Origin of the sequence: Binatus soli (SeqCode) (assembly GCF_050015535.1) — a bacterium.
GTDB lineage: Bacteria > Desulfobacterota > Binatia > Binatales > Binataceae > Binatus > Binatus soli.
Genome location: NZ_JBEKBF010000005.1, coordinates 1 through 23,217, shown reverse-complemented (window position 1 = coordinate 23,217; position 23,217 = coordinate 1). Strand labels below are relative to the sequence as shown.

Here is a 23,217-nt window from a genome sequence, read left to right as displayed (position 1 = left end):
GGGATTGCCTCCGTGCCTTAACGAGTCATCGCCGCACCATCCATTCTCGCCGGTCGCATTCTATCCGTTGCATTCAGGCGGAGTACAATTCCCCAATGCCATGCTCACCTGTGCCGAGACGAGTTCCGGCGACGCGCAACTCCGGCGAACCTGAAGAGCTTCTCGAATGATGCGACGACCGCCGAGCGGCCGAGCGTCCCAGCCAGACGATAGGCCGACTATCGTTACTCGCGACTCGGACGTGGACAGGCAGCCTTCCGCCCGGAGCTTGCGCGGACTCGACTGGCTCAACTTTCTGCTCGCCGACGTGCAAAGCGGCGTGGGGCCGTTCCTCGCGATCTACCTTGCCGGCTATGGCTGGAACGAGCAGCGCGTGGGCCTTGCGCTCACGATTGGCGCAGTCGCCGGCATCGCATCGCAAACGCCGGCGGGCGCATTGGTGGACTGGCTCAAGTCCAAAAGAGCGCTGATTGCGGCGGGAGTGGCCGCCTTGGCCATCGGAGCTCTCTTCATTGCGTTCTTTCCTTCGTTCTGGCCGGTCGTGACAGCGCAAATGTTCATCGGCGCAATGTCCAGTTTCTTCATGCCTGCCATCGCCGCCATCTCTCTTGGGATTGTCGGGCATAGACTCTTCAATCTCCGCCAGGGACGAAACCAGGCATTCAACTCTGCCGGCAACGTGGTCGCCGCCCTAATGATGGGGTTGATCGGATATTTCATTTCGAACCGCGGCGTCTTTTTCTTTGTCGCGGTTCTGGCAGTCCCGACGATCCTGTCGCTGTTCCTCATCCGACCCGACGAGATCGACTACGAACTGGCCAGGGGAGCCAGGGACGGCGAGGATCGCGGAAATCCGGCAAGTGTCCTGGAACTGATCGAGGATCGCCCGCTGATGATCTTCCTGTGCTGCGCGGTCATGTTTCATTTCGCCAATGCAGCGATGCTTCCGCTACTCGGCGAGATGCTGGCGAAGGGCAAGGGTCGCACTTCCATGATGTTCATGTCCGCCTGTGTCGTGACAACGCAGTTTACGATCACACTTCTCGCGGCATGGGCGGGCCGGAGTGCGGGCTCATGGGGCAGAAAGCCCCTGCTGCTCATAGGGTTCGGGGTGCTGCCGATCCGCGGCGTCCTTTACACCCTCACCCACAACCTCTACCTGCTCGTCGGCATACAGCTGCTCGACGGCATCGGCGTCGGCATTTTCGGCGTCGTTTCCGTATTGGTGATCGCCGATCTGACGCGCGGCACCGGGCGGTTTAATCTTACGCTGGGTGCGATCGCGACGGCCGTGGGAATCGGCGCGGCTCTCAGTCAAACGATCGCCGGATCCATCGTTCACCACTTCAGTGACCGAGCCGGGTTTCTGTTCCTGGCCTCCGTGGCGGCGGCGGCCTTTGCGATCCTGTGGCTCTTCATGCCCGAAACCCTCGAATGGAAGGGCGATGCGCACGCGCCGGCGTCGATGGCGAAGCGTTGACGATTGCCAATGACACTATCTGGGCAATCGTCGCGCTGAGCACTCTTGGCGTGATCGTCCGCCCTTGGAACCTGCCTGAGGCGACCTGGGCCGTGACTGGTGCGGTCATGCTGATCGTGTTTGGTCTGCTGCCATGGAGCGACGCGCTGAAAGCGGTCGCTAAGGGCACTGATGTGTACCTGTTTCTGAGCGGCATGATGCTGCTCGCGGAGTTGGCGCGAAAAGAGGGTTTGTTTGACTTTCTGGCCGGGCGAGCCGCTCGCTTGGCGGGCGGCTCCGCGATGAAGCTGTTCGCGCTGATTTATGGCGTCGGCACAGTGGTTACAATTTTTATGTCGAACGACGCTACTGCGGTCGTTCTCACGCCGGCCGTGTTCGCCGCGACCAAGGCCGCCAAGGTGAAGGACCCGCTCCCCTACCTGTTGATCTGCGCGTTTATAGCAAACGCGGCAAGCTTCGTCCTACCGATCTCAAATCCGGCCAACCTGATCATATTCCGTGACCACATGCCGCCGCTGCTGCAATGGCTCGGGCGGTTCGCGTTGCCATCGATCCTGTCGATCGCGGTTACCTACGCAGTCCTTCGGTTCACGCAGCGGCATTCGTTGAGGCAGGAGGTAATGGACGCTGAGGTCGATGCACCTGGTCTGTCCAGCGGCGGCCGCATGACCGCTTGTGGCATCGTGGGCACGGGAATCCTGCTGCTGCTTGTCTCCGGCTTCGGCGTTGACCTTGGACTGCCGACATTTGTCGCCGCGGTCGCGACTGCTGCGGTAGTGCTGCTTCTAAAGCGCGAGTCACCGTGGAGTGTCATGAAGAACGCTCCCTGGGAAATCTTGCCACTGGTGGCCGGTCTGTTCGTGATGGTAGAGGCGCTTGATCGTAGCGGCGTGCTCAAGGTGCTGATTCATGTTCTGCAGATGGAGGCAGATCGCTCCGCGATTGCAACGACTTGGGCGGCGGGCGTGACTCTGGCCCTGATTTGCAACCTGGTCAACAACCTGCCGGCCGGTCTGCTGGCAGGCTCCGTTGTGTCTGCTTCGCATGTACCGCGGCAGGTCGCCAGCGCGGTGCTCATCGGCGTGGACCTCGGACCGAATCTGTCCGTTACCGGATCGCTGGCAACCATCCTGTGGCTGTCCGCCCTGCGCCGCGAAAATCAGAATGTGAGCGCCTGGAGCTTTCTGAAACTCGGGACATTGGTGATGCCGCCGGCCTTGATGCTCGCGATTGCGGGACTGCTGATCACCGGCTCCGTTCGTTGAGCTTACAATGACCGCGGCCAGAGCCTTCACACGCCCGATGGCCCGAGGAACACCACGTTCTCGGCGCGCTCGACGAAGGCGAGGCTGGCCAGTTCCATGATCTGCTTGCGCGGCGCGAGCGTCGCCAATACCTGAGCCGCTTGATCGACGTGCGGCCGCCCGCTTGAATTTTTACTGCGCATCGCCTAGCATCTAGGGCGTCATGTGCTTGGCCGCCCAAAGGGCGGCCAAGCATTTTCTTTCTTAACCCGGATTCCCGTTTTCAAATTGCTCTACCAATTTGATAAGATTCTGATACATGCGGATTTGGATGCGCCTGTGGCGGTGTGGAGGAGGGCAGCCGGTGGGTGAGGCGCGAAAATGGCCTTTGCAGCTCCCCATCAACAGCTCTCTGCGAGTCGAGTTCTAGGGCGCGCGAGTGACTTCCAACGCGTCACCAGTCGTCGCTTCTGGCGCAGGGCCAATCAATGCCGGCGACGGCGGCAATTCCAGGCCGCAGAGCGAACCTTCAAATAGGCCCCGCAGGGGGAATCTCACCCGCCGTTTCATACTAGGCTTCCTAATCGCCACCATCCCGGGGACGATCGTATTGGGACTTTTCACCATCTATTCGGTCCGTTCGCTGGTCGCCGTCAACCGCCAACTCGACGAAATCAGCTTGTCGCTGGAGGCCACCGACCATATCCAACTGGCGCTCTTCAAGGCGGACGCCGTCGCGCGAGCTTTCCTGCTTCACCGGCACGACGGCGGCCCGCAGGAGTTCGAGGGCGCGGTGCATTCGGCGCAGGAGCAACTGACGTCGTGCGCCTCGGCCTCCTGTCACGGGAACTCGCGGTTGACGACCAATGAGATGGCGGCTTCGCTCAGCCCCAAGTTCGAGCGGCTGCGGGTCCAAGGCCTTAAGGTCTTCGAAGTGGCGAGCCCGGGCGCACAATCATACCGTCCCGGCGACGCGGACGAGGTTGACCAACTGGTTTCCGGGATAACCCACCGGCTCCAGACGATGGCGGACACCCTGGTCAAACGGGTCGCGGCCTTGCGCGAACAGTCGCAGGCGCTCAGCCAGCGCGCTTTGACCCTGATGATCCTGGTGAGCTTTGCGGTTGTGGTGATGGGCTCGTGCATCGCGGCCTTCTTGGCGAACCGGGTTTCGCGCCCCATCCAGGGTCTGCTCCAGGGCACTCGCCGCGTGAGGGCGGGAGACTGGGGATACCGAGTGATGGTCACTTCGGGCGAGATCGGTGAACTGGCCCTGTCGTTCAACGCGATGGTGGAGGAGGTGGAGCGTTATCGCAATCAGCTGAACCGGTACAGCCGCAACCTCGAGGAGCGGGTCATGCGGCGGACCGAGGAACTGAAGCGAAAGGACGAGGCGCTGCGCCAGTCGGAGAAGCTCGCCTCGCTCGGGCTGCTCGCAAGCGGCGTCGCCCATGAGCTCAACAACCCGCTGACCGGCATCCTGATGAACGCTAACCTGCTGATCGAAGAGGTCGGGCACGACTCCCCGCTTTACGGTGAGCTTAAGAGAATCGACGAAGATGCCGGCCGTTGCAGGCGCATCATCGATGATCTGCGCACATTTTCCCGCCGCCACGACCTGCGCAAGGCCCGATGCAGGCCCGAGGAGGTCATCGATCAGGCGTTGAGGCTGGTCGAGCATGAACTCGATCTCCGCGGCATCAGGCTTGAGCGCCGAATCGAAGCCGGCCTTCCCGAGGTATTCTGGGATTCCGAGCGAATGGTGCAGGTTTTTACCAACCTGTTCGTTAACGCGGCGCAGGCGATGGAGGGCGGAGGCTGCCTATCGGTCAGCGCGCAGCTCACCGGCAATTGCCTGACGATCGAGGTCAAGGACACAGGCGTTGGAATTCCGGAGGAGAACCGTTCGCGGGTTTTCGAGCCGTTTTTCACCACCAAACGCGAGGGCACCGGGCTCGGACTTTCGATCAGTTACGGCATAATCGAGGAGCACATGGGCCGGCTTGAGATGGAAAGCCGCGCCCGTGAAGCAGCCGGTCCGGACGGCCAGGGTGGGACCAGCGTAAAAATCATTCTTCCACTTTCGACGGAGCTGAGCGCGTGAGCGAGACGCCGCTTGGACGGATCTTGGCGGTCGACGACGAGCGCAATGTCGTCGAATCGATCAAGACGGCGCTCGAGCGGGTGGGCTACTCGGTTGAGGTTGCGGCCAGCGCCGAGGCCGCCCAGGCCAGGCTTGAGCGCGGCCCGGTGGACCTGGTGCTATGCGACATCAAGCTGCCGGGAATGGACGGCATGGCGCTGCTCGAACACATCAAGCAAACCTGTCCCGGTACGATCGTGGTCATGATCACCGGCTACGCAACCATCGAGTCTGCGGTGACCGCGATCAAGCTGGGCGCGACGGACTATCTGCCCAAGCCTTTCACTCCCGACCAGCTCAGACATGTGATCGGCAGGGCCATGGAGCAGAAGCGGCTGCTTGACGAAAACGTCTATTTGAGGCTCGAGCTGCAAAATCTGTTCGGCGACGGTGTGGTGATCGGCCAGAGCGAGGTGATGCAGCGTCTGTTCGGGCTGGCGAAAACCGTGGCGGCCACCGATAGCAGCGTGCTGGTGGTGGGCGAGAGCGGCTCCGGCAAGGAGGTCGTCGCGCGTTTCATCCATGCCGAAAGCCCGCGCAAGGGCCATCCGTTCGTCACGGTCAACTGCGCCGCCATCCCGCCCAACCTGCTTGAATCGGAACTTTTCGGCCATCGCCGCGGCGCGTTCACGGGCGCGGTTTACAGCCGCCGCGGCAGCTGGGAGGTGGCCAATGGCGGAACCCTGTTCCTCGACGAGATCGGAGAAATGCCGGTCGACATGCAAGCCAAGATTCTGCGCGCCCTCGAGGAGCACCAGATCAAGCGGGTGGGTTCCGACGAACCGATGGAGGTTGACGTCCGGATCATAGCGGCGACCAACAAAAGCCTCGAACAGGAAATCAAGGCCGGCAGGTTCCGCGAAGACCTCTACTGGCGCCTAAACGTCGTCCAGTTGGAGGTGCCGCCATTGCGCAAGCGTCCCGAAGACATCATACCGCTGGCTCGCCACTTCTTGGCCTTCTACGCCCATGAACTGAAAAAGGGTCCGCTCGATTTCTCCGCCGAGGTGCTCGCGGCCCTGGTCGGCCACGATTGGCCGGGCAACGTCCGCGAGCTGCGTAATGTCATTGAGCGGGCCGTGATTTTCGCCACGCCGGGAGAGCCGATCCGTCAGGCCCAACTGCCCCCGAGCCTGCACCCGGAGCATCCGCACAGTGAGCTGGCGCCCGAGAACCCGCTGCGCAGCTTGCGCGAGCTTGAAGCCGAGCACATTCGCAAAGTACTCGATGCGTGCGGTGGCAATCGCACCCGCGCGGCAGAAATTCTTGGCGTATCGTCAGTAACGCTGTGGCGCAAGCTGGGAAAGGAAAATGGCGAAGAAAAAGGATAATTTCGTCGCTTTCATTTTGAAACAGTGATTTCTCCCCCCTCTTTCATTTTGTAACAGTTGTGCCGACTCACTCGCACAGCCGCTCTTAAATCTCCAGCAATCTCCAGCCTTTTTTGAAAATCCCCCGGTTCGATCCGGTGGCACCCGGCTTGCGTTAGTAGGTCTGTAGTGCCTCGGTACGAGGAGATTGGCAGATGGACCTTAATGGAGCAATTGAGCATACGGCGCCTGTGATCCGAAGTGGGACGGCGCTGCGTTCGGTTCAGCGCTTGGATGCCAAGATCAGTGTCCTCTATCAGCGTGAGAACTTGGAGGTGCTGGCAATCGAGATCGGTGGTGGTGCAACCCTCGCCGAGCCCTCGCTGTGGGCCGGGTGCTCCTGGCATCTGGTGGTCGAAGGCCAGCCAATCATCCAGCGAGGCTATGAGAGTTGGGAATTGCTTCCCGGCCATTGGCTGTGCTTCGACCAGCCGGGCGCTTACAGGATTGTGAATCCCGCTCCAACGCGGGCAAAACTCGTCAGCTTATTCTTCCCGCGCGAGGGAACAGACATTCAGAAAGGAGATGAAAGACCATGAACGCCAAAAGGCATGCCATTGAGATCGCTGTTGCGATCTTCATCTGGATCAACGTTCTGACCGTGCTGCTCAGCACATACCAGTATGGATACGTGGACTGGGCAGTCGTGGGCCGGATGGGATTGCTCGCCTTTCCCCCGCTCGCTGTTGCCGCGGTTTTCGCGCTGCGGGCCGCGCACCAGATGGCGAAAGGCGCCAATCGAGGGGCGGCTTCGGAACTCGGAAATGCTCATAGGACAGCGGCGGCAGGACGATGAGCACCGCCACCCATATGAACGCCGCCACCCATGTTAGCGACGCCACCCATGCTAAGGAGGGCCGGACTTTCTTCATCGTCATTAACATCCTGATAGGAGTGGGCGTGTTAATGACGGCGGCGGCGATGGGCGTGCTGGTACTGGCAGCAGTTAGCGGGTGAGGAGACAGGGAATGAACTACAGTGAACAAATGAACGGGACGATGGAGGTCCCCAGCGGAAGCCGGACGCCCTATTGGGCCGCGGCAGCGGTTTTTGGGGTGCTGGTCTGCTGGGCGATTTACATGTACTCCCGGCAGTTCGTTGAGGGGCTGGGAGTGACCGGGCTTAACAGACCCGTGTTCTGGGGGCTGTACATCGCCAATTTCATTTTCTGCGTCGGCTTGAGCGCCGGCGGGATCGCAGTTTCCGCGCTGGTCCATCTGCTCGACAAGAAAGAGATGAAGCCGGTTGCGATAATGTCCGAAATTCTGGCGGCGAGCTTCCTCGTCCTGGCCGCTTGCTTCATCGTCATGGATCTCGGGCGGCCGATGTACATGTACAACCTGTTTCTACACCCGAACATTGAATCGCCGCTGTTATGGGACGTCTCCGTGATCTCCTGCTACATGATCCTGTGTCTTGCACTGTTGTACTTCAGCGCGCGCCAGCAGTTGGTGCGCCGCCTCAAGGATCATCCGTCGCTGCGTCCCCTGGTGGCGTTGGCAACCCTGGGCCACACCAGCCTATCTCCCGCCTCCATAGATTTGGACCATCGCTGCTTGAGCGTGCTTGCGATCATTTCGGTTCCGGCCGCGGTGGCGCTCCATTCCGTGACCGCGTGGATCCTGGGACTGGTAAAAGGGCAGCCCGGCTGGAACACCTCGATCCTGGCGCCCCTGTTCATTGCCTCTGCGCTGGTCTCGGGGTTTGCCCTGGTCATGCTGGCGGTGATCGTTGGGCGCCGGTTGTTTAATTTTCCGGTCGCTGAAGGTGTCGTGCGGATGCTGGCGCGGTACTTGATTGTCGCGATCCTGGTGCTGATGTATCTGATCTTCAGCGAATTTCTGACCGTCGGTTACTCGGGAACCGTGCCCCACCTTGCGGTGTTCAACGAACTGCTCTTCGGCCGCTTCTCCAGGATCTTCTGGTTCGACGCGATCGTAGGCCTGCTGATCCCGCTGTTGTTGCTGGGGCTACCGAAGAGCAAGCGGGCGACCGCCACAATCGGAGTGGCCTCGCTGCTGGTGGTCGTGGGGGTGTTTGCCGAGCGCACCTACCTGCTGCTGCCCTCGTTGATGCGGCCCGCCGCTTTCACGGGTTCCATCTCGTCCTACGCGCCAACGATGCTGGAATGGTCGCTGATGGCCGGGGTGTACTCGTTTGGTTGCCTGCTGTTTCTGGCGGGGATGGGCCTGGTCTTCGGCATCCCGCCGCGCAAGGCGCAAGTCGAAGTCGAGCACGCGCGGGAACGCGTAGGCTTCGAGTTCGCCGGCGCCGCCACGCCGCAGCACCAGTTTTACCTGGGTGCGGAGAGCGTTCGCCCGCCCGTCTGACGCAGTTTTGTAACGGGTCCAGAAACCGATTTCCCAAAGGCCGCGGGCGAAAATCCCGCGGCCCTTTTTATTTTTCGAGTACTATTTCCGGCGTTGATTGCGGCGCTATTTGCTGGGCGACGGGCGGTGGTCTGCGACGACGGGATTGGGGTGGTCGCAGAAGCTGCGGATGTAGCTGACCAGACCCTTGATGTCGTCGTCGCTCAATCCTTCGCTGAACCCTTGCATCGCTTGGTCGAGTCCGGCCACCGGGCCGCCCTCTTTGATGATCTCGAAGAGCATGTCGTCGGTAACTCCATGCATCTTCGTGCAATCTGTCAGGTCTCCCGGTTTGGTCACCAGCGTCACGGCCGCAGGGCCGTCGCCCTTTGCGGACGCTCCGTGGCATTTGACGCACAGGGAATTGAATTTGTCCTTTGCCGCCGCCAAGTCCTCCGCCATGCACGGTGCGCTGGCGAGCAATAGTAGAGCGCCCGCGATCGTCAGGCTTGCCGCTGTAATTGCCAACCGCTTCACGTTATCTCCCGTTGCGGGAAGCGCCCGGCGCGCGCAGGCGGCGCGGGCAGGCCTTCCGTGTCCAAGACCCCATCCGGTCAGGATCCGGCTTTAGCAGGCTGGTCAATCCCGCCGTCGCCGGGCAGGTAGCCGCGTAACCGCTCGGTGACTTCCGCGACGCCTTGTTCGCGTCCCTCGCGCACTTCCCAAATGGAAATGATCGGGAACAGTTTGATGAAAATCGCATAGAGCAGGATAAACCCCGCAATGAAAGCGGCAAACAACGAAATCTCCACCCAGGACGGGGCATACGAACCCCGCGCCCAAGGCAGGCGCGGATTGACCAGGGTGGGCACGACGATCGTGAAACGCTCCAGCCACATGCCGATGCATACCGATATCGAGGCCACCGCGATTCCGGGAATCTTGCGGGTCTTGCGGTTGCACAGGATCGCCAGGGGAATGACGAAGTCCGTCGCCACCATCGTCCAGAAGTACGGCGCATAGTGTCCGGTCACCTTCGCCCAGAAGATGCGCATCTCGATCGGCTCGTGCCCGTAGAACGCCGTCAGGTACTCGGCAAACGTGAAGTAGAACCATAAAAGACACATGGCCAGCAGCAATTCGCCCAGATACTCGAAGTGGATTTCCTTCAGGTAGTCTTCCAGATGGTAAATCTTGCGGAGCAGAATCATCGTCAGCATCAGCGCCGCGATGCCCGAGTAGATCGCCCCCACCACGAAATAGGGGCCAAAAATACTCGAGTGCCACATCGGCTGGATCGTCATCGCAAATACCCACGACACCACCGTATGGACGGAAACCGCAATCGGAATGACGGCAATCGCCAGGATCGCAATCGCGGTCTGCAGCCGCTCCTCCTGCTCGTGGCTTCCGCTCCATCCCAGCGCGAGCACCCGATAGAGGGGCTGGCGCCAATCCGTGATCCGGTCGCGCAAGAGGGCGAGGTCGGGAATCATCGCGACGTACAAATAGGTGGTGCTGCCAATGAGATAGATCGTGATGCTGATACAGTCCCACATGAGGGGCGAAGTGAGATGACCGTAAATGAACATGTAAAGCAGCCGGTCCGGCCGCCCGAGGTCGAGCAGGATGTTGCCGGCGCCGAAAAACAGGACCAGCACCGTAATCGCCTCAGCCATCCGGGTTATCGGCCGGCGCCATTCGGCCTGGCATAGCCGCAAAATCGCCGAAATCAGCGTCCCGGCATGACTGATGCCGACGAAAAAGACGAAATTGGTGATGTAGAAGCCCCAGTAAACGGGCCGGTTGAGCCCCGTCACCCCCAGCCCCAAGCGGAACTGGGTCACGTATGCATACCCTCCCCACAAGACCGTACAGACCAGCACAAAGATCAAGAGCCAATATCCGGGTCCGGTCTTCAGTAGCGGCTCGAACAGAATCGCATCCTGATCTGAATCGCGGTTTTCCACTATGTGCTCTCTTTTAAGTAGATGATGTTTGGCTCGGTCCCCAACTCGTCCATCACGCGGAAAGCTCGCGTGTCGCGCACCAGGTGGGCGACTTCAGTCGAGTGATCGTCAAGGTCGCCGAAATACATCGCCTTGGCCGGGCAGCTCTCCACGCACGCCGGAACGTACTCGCCCTCGCTGCGCACCTTGCGCCCTTCGAAGGCGGCTTGATCGCGGGCGCGCTGAAGGCGCTGAACGCAAAACGTGCACTTCTCGATCACTCCCTTGGGCCGCACGGATACGCTGGGATTCAGCGATTGCTCAAATTCCCGCGGCCAACTGGGCGGGGACCAGTTGAAGTACTTGACTTGGTACGGGCAGGCGGAGGCGCAGTAACGGCAGCCGATGCACCGCGGGTAGATCTGGCCGACGATCCCCTGCGAACTCTTCTGGGTCGCCCCGACCGGACAGACCCGCACGCACGGCGGGTTTTCGCACTGCTGGCACAGCATCGGAAGCAGCCGCAGCTTGGCGTCAGGGTAGTCGCCGTCCACCACGGTGATCACGTTCATCCACGAGATCATGCGGCTGGACTGAGCTTGCTCCTGGGTCGAGGGGGCGATGTTGTTCTCCTGCTTGCAGGCCACCACGCACCCGCGGCATCCGGAGCACCTGTCGAGGTCGATCACCATTCCCCATCGCGGCATGGCCTGTCCCATAGTTATTCCTATCTCTTTACGATGCGTACCGTCACTGGCCCGCCGCCCACGGGCAGCAGCTTGAGCGGGTTGACGCCGCGCCCGCTAGCCCAGTGGCCCAGGGCAGTATGCCCCTGGCCGAGCGGAATATTTACCACGTTCGGCATCGCCCCCGCATACACGTGAGCTTGCAGTTCGACCTGCGCGGTGGGCGATTGGGCGATCACCCAATCGCCGTCCTCGATTCCGAGCGCGGCGGCGGTGGCGGGGTTGATCTCGATATAAGAATCCCATGGCCAGTCCTCGGGAGCGCCCGCCACCTCCTGCAGGTACGGCAGATTTGCGCCCATCGTGCTCATCAAGGCCAGCGGCTGGAAAAAATTGAGGTCCAGCGGATAACCGGGCCGCGCGGCAATGAGCGGCGGTGCGGAGCCCAGCAACTCCGGCATCTCGAACTTGCCCGACTTGGTCTTCAAAACCGACGCGTAGTCTCCGAACGAATAGCGCGGGTCCACCCAGCCGCCGCGTGCGACGGCCAGCTCGACGAATTCGTCGCGCTTCAGCGAAGTGTCCGCCGGCCAGCCCCACGCCCTCATTTCCGGGCGCGTGTATTCGCGGCGGAAGCGCTCGGAGAAAATCTCGCCGTGCGCAGCGTCATGCAGCCCCACGAGCATTTCCTTCAACGCCTGGCCCGGATCGCTCCACGCCAGCGCGCCGGCCACATCGCCTCCCATCGCCTTTGCCAGGTCCAGGATCACCTGTGCGGCCGGGGACGAACCGTAGCGGGGGGCGATCGCCGGACTGCCGACTCCCACCGAGGTCAGAGCGTATCCCGGGACCGCCGTGCGGATTTCCCATCGCTCCAGCGAAGTGCAGTCGGGGAGCACCAGGTCGGCGTGGGCTGCGGTCTCGTCGAGCAGCGTTGTGAAGCTGACTTTGAATGGAATCCGCTCAAGGACCTCCGGCCGGATCGGCGAGGAACCGAACAGCGGGTTGGTCCCGAGTATGAACACCGCGCTTGGCAGGTACGGATGTCCCCCCTCGGCGGCGGCGGCAAGCTCGCTTGCGCTGCGCAGGGGCGGCTGCTTGGCCTCATCCGGTTGCGGTTTGATTGGCGCCCAAGCGGCCAGCGGCGGTTCGCGGCTTACCAACACTCCCCCCGGCTTGTCGATTACGCCGGACAGCGCGTTCAGCGTCTGCACGGCCGCCTCTAAAAAGCCATTGTCCTGCCGTCCGGGCCGCGCTCCCGGCGGCACCGCCAGCGCGGGCCGCATCTGGGCGAACTCATGCGCCAGCCGGACGATCACTTCGCTGGAGACGCCGGTGATGGCCGCAACTTTGGCGGGGTCATAGTCTTGGAGAACCACCTCGCGCAGGCCGCGCGCCGATTTCTGCTCCGGCCCGTACTCAAAGCCGGCCACATGCTCTTTTACGAAACCGGCGTCGTACAACTGGTACCTGACCAGCACGCCGGCGATCCCGAGCGCCAGCACACCCTCGGTGCCGGGGTTCACCCGTATCCACTCGTCGGCCTTGGCCGCGGTAGTCGACAGGCGGCTCTCGATCTGCACCAGCTTGCCGCGCTCGCCGAGCCATCCCGCGCGAAAATCCGCGATGTCGCGCATCTGGCGGACCGGCGACATCCAGCTTTCCAGCAGTGGCGCCGCGAAGCTCAGGATGTAGCGGCTGTTCTCGAAATCGTAGGCCACCCGGCCGCTGATGGACTGGGTCAAATTCTGCCCGTGCGAAGGCTGTGCGGACTCGTCGGCGATGAAATTCGCCGAGCCGAAGGCGCGCAGGAATCGCGCCATCATCAGTCCCGCCAACTCCGACGTGCCGCCGCCGATCGCCGCCACGGTATGCGCTCCGGGGCCGGAGCGGATCGCCTCGAGCCGGCTTTTGATCAGCGCGATCGCCTCCGCCCAGCTTATCTCGCGCCATCGCGGAGCATTTGCATCGCCCTCCCGCAGCATCGGAGTGCGCACGCGGTCGGGGTTATAGACCAGTTGCAGGATGGCTAGGCCCACCGGGCATAGTCCGCCGCGATTGGCGGGATCGAGCGGATTGCCCTTGACCGAGACCGCCCGTTCCCCGATCTCGCGCACCATCATCGAGCACCGCTGCGGGCACATGCCGCACAGCGACACCACGGTGGATTCAGGTCCCCCCTTCGGGAATACGTCCTCGCGGACCTCCAGTGCGCCGGAAACCGCGTGCGCCACGGCGGTCGAGGCGACCGCCGCCGCAACCGTGCCGGCGCCGGCAAGCTTGAGGAAATCGCGCCGGGCAATTCCCCGCTGGTCGCCGTCGCGGCCCGGCAATGCGCTTTGGTTTTCCGTCGGGTGCTTCATTTGTGGCACGCGATGCAATCCACCGAGGCGCGCTTTTGTTGATGGCAATTCATGCACCAATTCATCGACTGATTGACCACCGGGCGCAAAACCGGTTCGGTCATATTGCGCACGTCGCCGTGGCACTCCGCGCAAGCGAGTTTCGCGACCGCGATGTGGCGGCGATGGGGAAAAAAGACATAGTCAGGCTCGGCATACACTTGCTCCCACGGGATGTAGCCGGCGGCCACGAACTGCCTGAGCTTGGCGAGCCCCGGTTTCTTCGCCAGCTTCACCGGCGTCATCCGCATCACCATCTTGTGGCAATCCATGCAGGTGTCCACTTGGGGAAGCCCGGCAAACGTTCCCGTGGTGGCGGAGCTATAGCTATGACAGGTTTCGCATTTGATGCCGTCGGCACCGGCGGCATGCTTGCGATGGTTGAAAGCAATGGGCTGTTCCAGCGGCGGCGTCGCCCAGAACGACGGGACCGTCCAGCCGCCAAGCACCATCCGGGCGCCGAGCACCACTGCGGCGCAGCATAGCACCAGCAGAATTGCCATCCTCCAAGGCATCGCCTTCATATGATGGATGACCTCAAATGGATGACCTCAGTTTCAAAAGCAGGGCAATGCGCGTGCCACAAGGGTCCACACAGGCAATTTAATATCCTTGCGATCTCTGCCACCTGGATTGCCCGCATTGATCGCCGTGGTGATTCCAACCGATGCAGCCGCTTGGAAGTCGCGCCGTCACTTTCCGCAAAAGCTGCGGATATAGGCGACCAGACCTTTGATATCGTTGTCCTCATAGGCATCGCCGAACCCGGTCATCGCCTTGTTGAGGTTGGCCGCCGGGCCGCCCTCTTTGATGACCTTGGCGAGGACGTCGTCACTGACCTTGCCCATCTTCGCGCAATCGGTCAGGTCTCCCACTTTCACCGATAGCTTCGCGGCCTTGGGTCCATCGCCTTTGCCCGTCTTGCCATGGCAGTTCGCGCACGACTCCGTGTAATTGCTGGCCGCGGCCTTCAGATCGTCGGCGCGGACGGTGGTTGAGATCAACGCGGGCGCTAAAATCATCGCTAGCGCAGCCGCCGAGGGCATCCAGCTCCAGCCTTTCGATCGAATCTTAACCGGTGAATTTTCTGACATGACCATTCTGCTCCTTGTTTGCGCTAATTTTTCGCTTCGTTACCAAACATCATGACAAAAGGCTACAAGTGTATTCGGTCGATACACAGCAGCATGCTTCCCGTTGCGATTTTCCCACACATTAGGCTCCCTTCATCCGCTTACACTTTAGACATGAGCAACATTTATTCCAAAGTGATTTGTCAACCGTAATCAGCCTTCCCCGACCCCGCGACCTCCTCCCGTCGCCCTTCACGCCCCCCCGGCCACCTGCTAAGACCTCCACGCGAGCCGGCATTTGCCGGCTGCCGCGCTGCTGCGTGCAGCGGTCCAAATCAGCGTCAGCGCTGCAAGCCACTGCCCGCCGCACCCGCCCGCGGCGCCACGATGACCTCCCCTTACTTCGGCTTGTCGGGGTCGCCACCGCCGGTTGTCAGCTTGCGAAAGGGCTCGAGCAGATCGATTGGGAGGGGAAACACAGTGGTCGAATTATGCTCGGTTGCAATCTCAGCAAGCGTCTGCAGGTAGCGAAGCTGGAGTGTGATCGGGCTTTTGCCCATGATTTCCGCCGCCTCGGCCAGGCGCTTCGCCGCCTGAAATTCGCCTTCGGCCGCGATCACCTTGGCCCGCCGTTCGCGCTCGGCCTCGGCCTGCGCGGCGATCGCACGCTGCATGTCCTGTGGCAGGTCAATGTTCTTCAGCTCGACGAGCATGACCTTGATTCCCCACGGCTCTGTTTGGGCATCGATGATCGCCTGGATGCGCGCGTTGACTTTGTCGCGCTGGCTTAAGAGTTCGTCGAGTTCGGTCTGTCCGCCTACGGAGCGCAGCGTGGTCTGCGCGAGCTGCATGGTGGCGAACAGGTAATTTGCCACCTCGGTGACCGCGCGCGACGGATCGACCACGCGGAAGTAGAGCACCGCGCTCACCTTGACGGTCACGTTGTCCTTGGTGATTACGTCCTGCGGCGGGATGTCGAGCACGACCGTGCGCAGATCGATCCGGACCATCCGTTCCACCACGGGGATCACGTAAATTATGCCTGGGCCGCGGTACGGCGTGAGCCGACCGAGGCGGAAGATTACGCCGCGCTGGTATTCGTTAAGGATTTTAACCCCGCTCAGAATGAAGATTGCGCCGATGAAAACGACTACACCGAATGCCATCGCGATTCTCCTCGTGTGATAGCGGCGTTCATGTTCCGGTGCTCCGGTTCAACTTGGATGCTGGAATTTGATCCGCGCCAACATACGGCGCGCAGGCCGAAAAAACAAGCCTGCGCGAGCTATGCCGGGGAAATATAGCGTCCGCCACGGGGCCTACTCGGTCCAAAAGGCGATCAGAGTAAGCACCAACAGGGAAAATCCGATGCCGACCGAAATAACCGTGATCAACCAGGAGAAATTCTGGAGCCAACGGGGAGGCGGGTCGGTGCGCAACATTTCGAGGGCGCCGGACTTGTCAAGGCGCGAATAATCCAAGGGGCGCTCGTGCTGGTATTCCCCACCGGTCAGCCGGCCGGTAAATATCACCGGGTCGAGCGGAAATTTCTCGGGGCGCAGGTGGGAATTAAAAAAGTGGATGATGAAGATGAACCAGACGGCCAGCAGAGCTTCCTCACTGTGAATCAGGAGCGCGATATTGAGGACGTAGCCGGGTACCAAGCGCGCAAAGAAAGGTCCGAACCACATCATGTAGCCGCTGATGCCGATAATCGCCATTCCCCAGAACACCGCCCAATAGTCGAACTTCTCCCAGTAGGCAAAGTGGTCGAATTCGGGCTGCGGCCCCATCCAAAGAAACCAGCGCACCATCATATAAAGGTCCACGGCGTCCTTGGGCTGCGGAGTCATCGAGTTTGGCCCCCAAAAAAGACTCCGGTCCTTCTTTATTATCGCCCTGTAGAGGATATCGCCAATATGGTAGACGAAGCCCGCTGATATGAGCACCGCACAGAGCTTGTGCAGAGATAGCACCGCGCCGAATCCGCCGGTCATTTCCGCCAGCCATTTTGCCCAACCCCGCTCGCTGAACCTGAGCGTCATTCCGGTAGCGGCAAGACCCAAAAAGGTTATGATCACCAAGCCGTGCAGGTAGCGCTGCCCCAGCGAGAAGCGAAAATAATAGCGGCCTGAATCGTTATTCTTCACCGCTTCACTCCATCGTCCTTCTTGGCAGAGGTGGCAGGCGGGCGGCGTGCGCCCTGCCCCTTGTCCATCAACGACCGCGCAAGCCACATCGCCGTGTGCAGGCCGAAGAAGAGGAAAACCCCCAAAAGCAGCAGGTTCATGAAGAGCGCCGCGTAATATAAGGCTGGATTCTGCCGCCGATCGTGCGGATTAGGATGTGGTTCGTAGCTGACAAAGCTCGCGGTTGCGCCATGGTGGCACTTGCCGCAGGTGGCCGGGAGGTTGGCCGGCGCCACCTTCGAATTGAGATTGGAGGCCCGAAGAATTAAGTGAGAGCCATGGCAACTCCAGCATCGTGCCGTGGCGACGAAACCGAGTTCAGTCACTTGGCCGTGGAAAGTATCGCGGTAGGTGTACAGCCTCTTCTTGTGACAGTTACCGCAGGTGGCGACGGTTTTGAGTTGCCAGTTCACGACGTTCACCTGGGTAATCTGATGCGCGGTATGGCAATTCGTGCATACCGGAGCATTCGGGCGCCCGGCCATCATCGCCGTGCCGTGCGCTCCGGCAAGGTAATCGACTTGGACGCCGGCATGGCACCCGCCGCAGGTCGCCGGCACATTGTTACGGAAGGTCCGGCTCTTCGGGTCCTTTCTGCTCAGGATATCGTGCGCCCCATGGCAACTGGCGCAGGTGGCCGCCACCAGCAGCCCGTCGCTGGTCAGCGCGAAGCCGTGAATCGAATCCATGTAAAGCGCGTACACGTCCGGAAAGCCATATTTCTTGGCAATCTCGGGGTTTCCGTGGCAGGTGCCACAGGTGCGCGGCAGGTTGAGCGGATAGACTCGCGACTTCGGGTCAGTCTTAGCGCGCATGCCGTGAGGGTTTCCGTGACAATTGAGGCAGGCCGGAAAGCGGCTCTTCTTCTCCCGCTCGGCGATTGCGTGAACGCTGCCCGCGAAGGCCGCAGTTTGGCTCGAGTGGCAGCCGGCGCATGAAACGGGTCGGACCGGATCGGGATGGGGAAAGGCATGGATGTCAGAATGGCAGGAGTTACAACCCAGCTTCGCGTGGATCGAGGGCTGGAATGTCTCCGCATTGACGTACACGCTAACCGGCCTGGCCTGCAACTTGGCGCTGGCCTTCAGATTATGGCAGGACAGGCAATCGCTATCGCTGAGCACCTTCGTCGAAGCCGCCTGCACCTTCGTCGCAGCCGCCTGCGCCATCGCAACCGCGGACAGCAGCATTACGGCAATAGCGCACGCGATGCGCCCGAAGCCGCTAACCATCCGCCCTGAGCTAGCCATCCGCCTTGATCCGTGCGCCATTGTCCGCTCCGCCTGAGCCGTGCCGATGCACTATAGCACCCCCCCGGTGTGACAGGTGCTGCAGGTCGCGCCGCCTACATCTTTCAGATCGATTGGATGCTTGAACTCGGCGACACTGGTGGGAGTTGCAAGGACCGTGTGACAGGTTTCGCATTCCTGGGGTATCACCCGGCCATCGGTGCTGACGTGCTGCCCGTCGTGACAGCGGAAGCATCCCGGGTAATATAGGTGGCCGATGTTGTCGGGATGCGTGCGCCAGTCAACCCGCATATACGGAAAGATGTTCTTTTTGTAGATCTGCTGCACGGCGGCGATGGCAGCCTGGATTTGCGGCCACTTCCCGGCATAAATCGGGGCGTAGCGATTGCGGTAAAAGGTATCGAGTGCCGTTGCGATTCCCTCGGCCGCGTGTTCCGGCGTGTCGTAGTGCTTGAGCAGCGCCTTGACCGCCTGCCTCTTCAAGAAGGGAAGCGTAGGGTCGAGCTGGCCCCCCTCGAACGCCTCATCGACCGCCTGATCGGGCGGACGAAACTTATGGGACGGGCGGGCGTGGCAGGTTACGCAGTCCATCGCCTGGACGGGAATCTCCGCGATCTGCTTTGCGGTCAGCGAACTGTCCTTGGCGAGATATTCCGTGGTCCTTCCGTCAGGGGTCCTTACTTTTACCCAGGGAATCGCCTGGGACTGCTTGTCAGTAGCCGCGTACCAAACTTCGTTGGCGATGTTCATGTGCCAGTGGATTCCGGTGGCGCGGCCGAACTCGGCAGATCCTCCTCCGGTCTTAATCAGCATCTGGATACGCATGGCGGTGTTCTTCTCGTCGTAGCCATAATGCGGGAAGACCTTGAGTTGTGCACCGTAGAATTTCTGCGGCCAATGGCATTGCTCGCAGGCTGCCCGAATCGGCCGCAACTCCTTGATCGGGGTTTCGATAGGTCTGGGGTACTTGTTGAACATTACCGAATAGACCTGATAGGCGCCCGACAGCTTGGAGCGAACAAACCAGGTGGCGCCGGGTCCGACGTGGCAGCCCGCGCATGCGACCCGCGCGTGCGGCGAATCCTCGTAGGCGTCGAATTCCGGCTTCATCGGGACGTGACAGGTCTGGCCGCAGAACATCGCCGAGTCCGTGAACTGGTAGCCTTGGTAGCTTGCCACCAGGCTCAGAACCACGAAAAACATCGAAAAGCCTACCGCGCCGAGAAAGCCGCGCCGAACCGAAGCCTCGTTGAGATCGAGCTTGGGGAAGGGCGGCAGCTCACCCGGCAAAAACCTCCGGCGTCGCCGCCGTTCCAGCAGCATCCCGGCCGGAATGAGCAACAGGCCCAGTATCATGACGGCCGGACCGATCAGGTAGGCAAAAATGCCGACGTAGGGGTTCAACTGCACCCCCAACAGCGTCATGCCAGCCAGGGAAAGCATGTCCGCCAGGACGATGATGGCGATGATCAGGCCCGAGATGCTCAGCCGGTTGCGAGCCAGGCTTGGCAATTCGCGTTCGGCCTCGGCGCCATTTTGCCGTTCCTCGCGCACCGATCCCGGTGCGCCCGGCTCATCTCCGCTCGTTGGCATATTCCACCTGCGTCGCTTCTCTCTGGAATCTGGGGAAGCGACGCCCGGTTTCCGAGCGGCAAGCGGTCCGATCCCTCGGATCGGACCCGCTTGTCTCGGGTCGCTCTCTGGTGAGGTTCAGCCGGCTACCGGTGCCAGGCCTTTCACTTGGCAGCTTTGGGTGGTCAGGGCGAGCGCGAGCACAACTGCTAGGCGATGCCGCCGGCGAACTGCAAGCCGGCCGCTTTCCGAGTCTGCACGCTTTCAACCCCGCGCGCCGCGGCTCATTCTGGACCCTGGCGCGCGCCGCTACTTCTTGCACAAGGTTCTGACGTACGCAACCAGAGCCTTGATCTCGTCGTCCTCCATCGCATCGCCATAGGGGGTCATGTACTTGCTCTTGCCCACCGCCTGGCCGCCCTCCTTCAGTTCCTTGAACATGTCGTCGTCCGTAATCTTGGCCATCTGGGCGCAATCGGACAAATCGCCGCAGCTGATCGGCTTGCCTTCCTTGCTCTTCAGTTCGGCCGCTTTGGGGCCATCGCCCTTGCCGGTCTTGCCGTGACACTTCGCGCATGTTTCCGAATAACTGCTGGCCGCGGCCGCGGCATCGGCTGCGTGGGCGGCCGTTGAGATCAACGCCAGCGCTGCAACTGCCGGTATGGCCGACACGGTCCAAATCCACAGTCTCGATCGAATCTTCGTTTTCAAACTCTTTGACATGGCTCCTCCGTCTTGCCGTTTCCATTCGGGGTGCCTGCCGATGGCAAAAACGCGCATTCAGCGGCTTATCCCCGGCTGGAGCTCGGCGCTCACGCCGTTACTTCTTGCACAAGGTTCTGACGTACGTGACCAGCGCCTTGATTTCGTCGTCCTCCATCGCATCGCCATAGGGGGTCATGAACTTGCTCTTGCCCACTGCCGCGCCACCCTCCTTCAGCTCCTTGAACATGTCGTCATCGGTTATCTTGCTCATCTTGGCGCAATCGGACAAATCTCCGATGGCAACCGGCTTGCCTTCCTTGGTCTTCAGTTCGGCCGCTTTGGGGCCGTCGCCCTTGCCGGCCGGGCCGTGACACTTCGCGCATGTATCCGAGTAACTGCTGGCCGCGGCCGCGGCATCGGCTGCGTGGGCGCCGGTTGAGATCAACGCCAGCGCTGCAACTGCCGGTATGGCCGCCGCGGTCCAAATCCACAGTCTCGATCGATTCTTGGTCGTAACACTCTTTGACATGTATCCTCTCCTTCCTTCCGTTCCTTTTCCGGTGTTTGGTTTATGGGCTGGGCCGCGGCGAAAAGACGGTCATTCGTTGTTTGTCCCGACCTCTCGCTTTGCGTATACCAGCGTTGGCTTAAAATTTATATTTCAGGGTTATGAATGCGACATTGACGTTGTATGAATGCAGGTCGCTGTTGCCGAGAAATGTCGAATTTGCGCTTGCATTCGGCATGTAGTTCGCCATCTGGTCCACCATGAAATTGTTTTCGCCGGAGTGGGTGAAGTAGTAGCCGACGTTGATCGCCAGGTTGTCAAGCAAATCGTACTGGTACTGAATCATCAACTCTTGGAACTGGCTGCCGACATTGGGATAGTCGATCGCTTGTGACGCCACTGGCTCCGCGGTAGCCCCCGTTTGGTGGGTCTGGTTGCTGCCAACCGTGTAGGTGTACTGGAGTTTCAGGTGCGACGGTCGCATCAGGATGCGATTCTGCGGTATCGCGATGTCCATGCCGAAATCGATATTGTTGCCCTGGTTGCGGCCCGTGGCCTCCCAAGCGTACGTTTTTCCAAACGGAGGCTTCGGCGGCGTGAGCGAACCCCCACTGTTGTCTTGTGACCACAGGTTCCAATCGTACGCCTGCCACGAGTAGTCGCTAAAAAGGTGCGTGCCTGGAATCGGTTCCCAACTGGCCCCCGCCGACGGCGAATAGTCTGAAGTGTGCTCCAGGCCGAAGTCGCTGTTGGGGTAGCGATAGTCGTCGTAATTGAAGGCGGCGAACAGCGTGAGGGTTTCGATCGGCTGCGCGGAGGCATAGAGCGAGGTCTGGTTCACATCGAGCGTGGCCTCGTCGAACCGCCAGAGGTCCTGAAGCTCGTTCGAGCCAAGCACCGAGACCAGGTCAGCGCGATTGTTGTTGTATCCCGGCGAGTCGCGATGCGCGTGTTGGTAATCCGCCCGGAAAGTCAGCCACGGGTATGGGTTCCAATCGAGCGCCGGTCCGTAGCTGGTTTGATCCTGCTGCAGCACCTCCAGCCCGTCGTTGTGGTTGGTCTGCCACTTGAACATAAAGTGTGCGGCCAGCGTATCAGTCACACGGTAGGTTGGCTCAAGGCTGACGTCCTGCTCCGAGAATGCAAAGGGATAAGCGGCGAAAGGCGTCTGCGCGTCCGCTACGTCATTCAGCGACTTAACACCTTTGAAGGTGATCGTCGGCGTTAGGTTGTCGTAATCGAAGTACGAATACGTCGCCTTGATATTCAGCGGTTCGATCGGATTGCTGTCGATCGTGAGGTTGCCGAAGAACGGTTGTATGTCGCCGCCGAGGCTATTGGGCGCTCCGACCGAACTTAATGACTGCTTATAGAGACTGTTGGTCGTAAGCGGGATGAAAGGAGCGTTCTGCAGCCAGAATCCGTACTCGAGGCTACCCATCACGTGCGTGTTGAATGGAAGCTGACCTGCTCCGTTCACGATGAAATTGTGAGCTTGGTTGCTCGGGTACATGGTTGCCCGCCCCTGGCAGGGGCCGCCGGTATAATCGGTTCCGGAACTAAAAGTTGCCGAATCATGGCATGCGGTGGCACCTGAGCCATTGGCCCCTATTCCGCTAACATTGAGGGGGTTGTCCCAAGTCAGGGTGCTGTAGTCATCGACGAAGAAAGACCCCTGGTACTGGAAACCGAGCAGCCATCCGTCTTTCGCCCATTCCACGCCTGTGCCGAAGTTATAGATGTAGTACTGGATTGGCACAAAGAGTTCATTAACTGTGAAAGTACCCGGGTTGGGGCCAAACAGAAAGCTCCCGCCGAAAGGCTGTTGGCCGGTGGGGTTCTGGTAATCCATGTTCGCACTGAAGGTCAGCGACGGCGTCGGCGTATAGCGCACGTTGATGTCCGCGACACCTTCGAGGATGCTCATGTCGAACGGTTTGTCGTTCGCTTCCAGCCAGGAATGGAGGGTTGCGGGGGGCGTGGGCTTCGAGGATAGAGTGAAATTTCCGCCGTTTTCGTCGTACGGCGTGCTCGCGACGCCGTTGCTGAAGTCGTGTGGAATCTCGAAGAATTTTGCCTGAACATCGAGCAGACCGTACTCGCCGAAGCGCAGCGAATACATCTGGTTCTTTTGTGCAACGTTCACGGCGTCGAACTGGACGTAGTAGTTCTCCGCCTTGTCGCCCAGTAGCAACTGCAGTTTCGGGACGATGAACTGCTGCGCCAGATCGCGGTACTGCTGATACTCCGCGATGTTGTTATAGGGGACCGGCTGGGGAATGGCGCCCGCCTCGACCGAACCCTGCGCCGTGAATGCCGCGAAATCGACCTGTGCCA

General features: G+C 60.8%; 21 protein-coding genes and 1 pseudogene. 8 read left to right on the top strand and 14 right to left on the bottom strand.

Annotated features, from left to right (window positions below; all coding sequences use genetic code 11):
* The first annotated feature begins 241 nt into the window (after window positions 1–241).
* Both ABR989_RS04875 and ABR989_RS04870 read left to right on the top strand, forming a co-directional pair.
* Window positions 242–1,480: an MFS transporter gene (locus ABR989_RS04875; RefSeq protein ID WP_428126106.1), complete on the top strand. Its 1,239-nt coding sequence runs from the start codon at window positions 242–244 to the stop codon at window positions 1,478–1,480.
* Window positions 1,435–2,745, top strand: coding sequence for an arsenic transporter (locus tag ABR989_RS04870; RefSeq protein ID WP_428126105.1), 1,311 nt, complete (start codon window positions 1,435–1,437; stop codon window positions 2,743–2,745). Before ABR989_RS04875 ends, ABR989_RS04870 begins: the two co-directional genes overlap by 46 nt.
* Before the next feature lie 29 nt (window positions 2,746–2,774).
* Here ABR989_RS04870 and ABR989_RS04865 read toward each other — a convergent pair.
* Window positions 2,775–2,870: pseudogene (locus ABR989_RS04865) on the bottom strand (ATP-binding protein); the annotation flags it as partial.
* Window positions 2,871–3,334: 464 nt separating this feature from the next.
* Here ABR989_RS04865 and ABR989_RS04860 point away from each other — a divergent pair.
* From ABR989_RS04860 to nrfD (ABR989_RS04835), 6 genes are all read left to right on the top strand, one after another.
* Window positions 3,335–4,828 (top strand): sensor histidine kinase, encoded by a 1,494-nt coding sequence (locus ABR989_RS04860; protein WP_428126103.1) that lies wholly within the window; start codon window positions 3,335–3,337, stop codon window positions 4,826–4,828.
* Window positions 4,825–6,198, top strand: coding sequence for a sigma-54-dependent transcriptional regulator (locus ABR989_RS04855; RefSeq protein WP_428126102.1), 1,374 nt, complete (start codon window positions 4,825–4,827; stop codon window positions 6,196–6,198). Before ABR989_RS04860 ends, ABR989_RS04855 begins: the two co-directional genes overlap by 4 nt.
* A 194-nt stretch (window positions 6,199–6,392) precedes the next feature.
* The gene (locus tag ABR989_RS04850; RefSeq protein ID WP_428126100.1) at window positions 6,393–6,776 is read left to right on the top strand and encodes a hypothetical protein; all 384 of its coding nucleotides are present in this window, start codon (window positions 6,393–6,395) and stop codon (window positions 6,774–6,776) included.
* On the top strand, window positions 6,773–7,033 hold the full coding sequence (locus tag ABR989_RS04845; protein WP_428126098.1) for a hypothetical protein: 261 nt from the start codon (window positions 6,773–6,775) through the stop codon (window positions 7,031–7,033). The genes ABR989_RS04850 and ABR989_RS04845 overlap by 4 nt, the downstream gene beginning before the upstream one ends.
* On the top strand, window positions 7,030–7,194 hold the full coding sequence (locus ABR989_RS04840) for a hypothetical protein (protein WP_428126097.1): 165 nt from the start codon (window positions 7,030–7,032) through the stop codon (window positions 7,192–7,194). The genes ABR989_RS04845 and ABR989_RS04840 overlap by 4 nt, the downstream gene beginning before the upstream one ends.
* 11 nt (window positions 7,195–7,205) lie before the next feature.
* Entirely contained in the window at window positions 7,206–8,567 is a 1,362-nt protein-coding gene (nrfD, locus tag ABR989_RS04835; protein WP_428126096.1) for an NrfD/PsrC family molybdoenzyme membrane anchor subunit, read from the top strand.
* A 105-nt stretch (window positions 8,568–8,672) separates the two neighbouring features.
* Here nrfD (ABR989_RS04835) and ABR989_RS04830 read toward each other — a convergent pair whose 3' ends face one another.
* The 13 genes from ABR989_RS04830 to ABR989_RS04770 form a co-directional block, all read right to left on the bottom strand.
* Window positions 8,673–9,074: a c-type cytochrome gene (locus ABR989_RS04830; RefSeq protein WP_428126095.1), complete on the bottom strand. Its 402-nt coding sequence runs from the start codon at window positions 9,072–9,074 to the stop codon at window positions 8,673–8,675.
* Between the two features lie 86 nt (window positions 9,075–9,160).
* A complete protein-coding gene (nrfD, locus tag ABR989_RS04825) occupies window positions 9,161–10,516 on the bottom strand; it encodes an NrfD/PsrC family molybdoenzyme membrane anchor subunit (protein WP_428126094.1) in 1,356 nt (451 codons plus the stop codon).
* A complete protein-coding gene (locus ABR989_RS04820; protein ID WP_428126093.1) occupies window positions 10,516–11,214 on the bottom strand; it encodes a 4Fe-4S dicluster domain-containing protein in 699 nt (232 codons plus the stop codon). The genes nrfD (ABR989_RS04825) and ABR989_RS04820 overlap by 1 nt, the downstream gene beginning before the upstream one ends.
* An 8-nt stretch (window positions 11,215–11,222) precedes the next feature.
* Complete coding sequence (locus ABR989_RS04815) at window positions 11,223–13,544, bottom strand: molybdopterin-containing oxidoreductase family protein (RefSeq protein WP_428126405.1); 2,322 nt, start codon at window positions 13,542–13,544, stop codon at window positions 11,223–11,225.
* The gene (locus ABR989_RS04810) at window positions 13,541–14,086 is read right to left on the bottom strand and encodes a cytochrome c3 family protein (RefSeq protein WP_428126092.1); all 546 of its coding nucleotides are present in this window, start codon (window positions 14,084–14,086) and stop codon (window positions 13,541–13,543) included. Before ABR989_RS04810 ends, ABR989_RS04815 begins: the two co-directional genes overlap by 4 nt.
* A 189-nt stretch (window positions 14,087–14,275) precedes the next feature.
* Complete coding sequence (locus tag ABR989_RS04805) at window positions 14,276–14,677, bottom strand: c-type cytochrome (RefSeq protein WP_428126091.1); 402 nt, start codon at window positions 14,675–14,677, stop codon at window positions 14,276–14,278.
* A 377-nt stretch (window positions 14,678–15,054) separates the two neighbouring features.
* Window positions 15,055–15,822 (bottom strand): slipin family protein, encoded by a 768-nt coding sequence (locus ABR989_RS04800; RefSeq protein WP_428126090.1) that lies wholly within the window; start codon window positions 15,820–15,822, stop codon window positions 15,055–15,057.
* A 153-nt stretch (window positions 15,823–15,975) separates the two neighbouring features.
* Entirely contained in the window at window positions 15,976–16,806 is an 831-nt protein-coding gene (locus ABR989_RS04795) for a formate dehydrogenase subunit gamma (RefSeq protein ID WP_428126089.1), read from the bottom strand.
* A complete protein-coding gene (locus tag ABR989_RS04790; RefSeq protein ID WP_428126088.1) occupies window positions 16,803–18,014 on the bottom strand; it encodes a cytochrome c3 family protein in 1,212 nt (403 codons plus the stop codon). Before ABR989_RS04790 ends, ABR989_RS04795 begins: the two co-directional genes overlap by 4 nt.
* A 132-nt stretch (window positions 18,015–18,146) precedes the next feature.
* Window positions 18,147–19,688, bottom strand: a complete 1,542-nt coding sequence (locus ABR989_RS04785; RefSeq protein WP_428126086.1) for a NapC/NirT family cytochrome c — start codon at window positions 19,686–19,688, stop codon at window positions 18,147–18,149.
* 288 nt (window positions 19,689–19,976) lie between these two features.
* The gene (locus ABR989_RS04780) at window positions 19,977–20,390 is read right to left on the bottom strand and encodes a c-type cytochrome (protein ID WP_428126085.1); all 414 of its coding nucleotides are present in this window, start codon (window positions 20,388–20,390) and stop codon (window positions 19,977–19,979) included.
* Window positions 20,391–20,487: 97 nt separating this feature from the next.
* Window positions 20,488–20,901 (bottom strand): c-type cytochrome, encoded by a 414-nt coding sequence (locus ABR989_RS04775; protein WP_428126084.1) that lies wholly within the window; start codon window positions 20,899–20,901, stop codon window positions 20,488–20,490.
* Window positions 20,902–21,019: 118 nt separating this feature from the next.
* Window positions 21,020–23,217: MtrB/PioB family outer membrane beta-barrel protein (locus ABR989_RS04770; RefSeq protein WP_428126083.1), on the bottom strand; the 2,198-nt coding region annotated here is incomplete at its 5' end.